Annotated in this window: 2 protein-coding genes; one reads left to right on the top strand and one right to left on the bottom strand. The window is 52.4% G+C overall.

From position 1 onward, the window contains the following. The coding region (gene pyrD, locus ACTHUT_RS20510; protein WP_440419645.1) for a dihydroorotate dehydrogenase (quinone) at window positions 1-557 on the top strand (557 nt) is incomplete at its 5' end. Between the two features lie 56 nt (window positions 558-613). Here pyrD and rnhB read toward each other — a convergent pair. Then, window positions 614-1,207 carry a ribonuclease HII gene (gene rnhB / locus ACTHUT_RS20505; protein ID WP_167480345.1) on the bottom strand — a complete coding sequence of 198 codons (594 nt, stop codon included), beginning with the start codon at window positions 1,205-1,207 and terminating at the stop codon, window positions 614-616. Window positions 1,208-1,474: the final 267 nt, after the last annotated feature.

Here is a 1,474-nt window from a genome sequence, read left to right as displayed (position 1 = left end):
ACGATTATCTGATTTGCTTGGAAAAAGCCTACCCCCACGCGAGCTACATCACGGTCAATATTTCCTCCCCCAATACGAAAAACCTGCGCGCTTTGCAAGGCGGCGACGAATTGAGCGCATTGTTGGAAGCCTTGAAAAACAAACAGGCGCAACTGGCAGCCGCGCATGGTAAATATGTGCCGCTGGCGGTCAAAATCGCGCCGGATTTGGACGAAGCGCAAATCGACGACATCGCCCATGTGGTCAAATCCGTAGAAATGGACGGCATCATCGCCACCAACACAACCGTCGACAAATCAAGCTTGGGCAGCCATCCGCTCGCAGGCGAACAAGGCGGCTTGAGCGGCTTGCCCGTACGTGAGAAAAGCAATCAGGTGTTGAAACTTTTGGCAGAACGTATTGACGGCAAACTGCCGATTATCGGCGTCGGCGGCATTATGAACGGCGCGGACGCGGCAGAAAAAATCCGCTTGGGCGCCAGTGCGGTGCAGGTGTACAGCGGTTTGATTTATCGCGGCCCTGAGTTGATTAAAGAGTGTTTGGCTGCGTTGAAATAATACTTTTCCAAAAATAAGGCCGTCTGAAATCTTTCAGACGGCCTTTTGCTATGCTTTCATTCTTCAAACAGATTGCCTTGTGCCAATAAGGTTTTGACCGGTGCGAAATCGCGGCGGTGTTCCGGCAATACGCCGTATTGTTTCAACGCGGCCAAATGTTGCGCCGTGCCGTAGCCTTTGTGGCGGTCAAACCCGTATTGCGGATAGCGTTTCGCCAATTCATACATTTCCGCATCACGCGCGGTTTTGGCCAAAACAGAAGCGGCAGAGATTTCGATGATTTTGCTGTCGCCTTTGACCACGGGTTCGGCAGGGATATTCAAATCTTTCGGCACGCGGTTGCCGTCTATCCACACTTTATCGGGCACAACCGACAGCCCCTCGACTGCGCGCTTCATCGCGGCCATGGTTGCGTGCAGGATGTTCAGTTGCAGGATTTCGTCGGGGTCGGCAAAGGCAATGCTCCACGCAACCGCCTGTTCCTTAATCATCTGCGCCAACATATCGCGCTTTTTTTCGCTCAGTTTTTTTGAGTCGGTCAAACCCGGCAGGTCAAAATGTTCCGGCAAAATCACTGCCGCTGCAAATACGCTGCCGACCAAAGGGCCGCGTCCCGCTTCGTCCACGCCTGCGCTTAAAACCGTCGCCATTTCTTCACCGCCTGTCTGATTCAAAGCCGCCATTATATCCGCTTGCGATAGAGAAATTCTGCAATAGTTCAAACCATTGGGGAACAGTTCAAATTTCATCTGCTTTACCAATCAGTTATAATTTACATCCCCACATACCCATACGTCTTACAACATGCCTGCCCAATCCGAACGCCTCCATTTTTCCGAACGCTGGCTCAACGCCTACGAACGCTACCGCTATCGCCGCCATATCCACGCCTTCCGCCTCGGCTTGGCAATCGTGTT

Source organism: Neisseria sp. P0022.S010, assembly GCF_051956635.1.
The sequence above is the reverse complement of the archived record's forward strand: the minus strand, read 5'-3'. Positions and strand labels throughout refer to the sequence as shown.

Bases quoted from the DNA above. Each gene is read 5' to 3' on its own strand.
- rnhB (WP_167480345.1), bottom strand. From the start codon at position 1,207: ATGGCGACGGTTTTAAGCGCAGGCGTGGACGAAGCGGGACGCGGCCCT.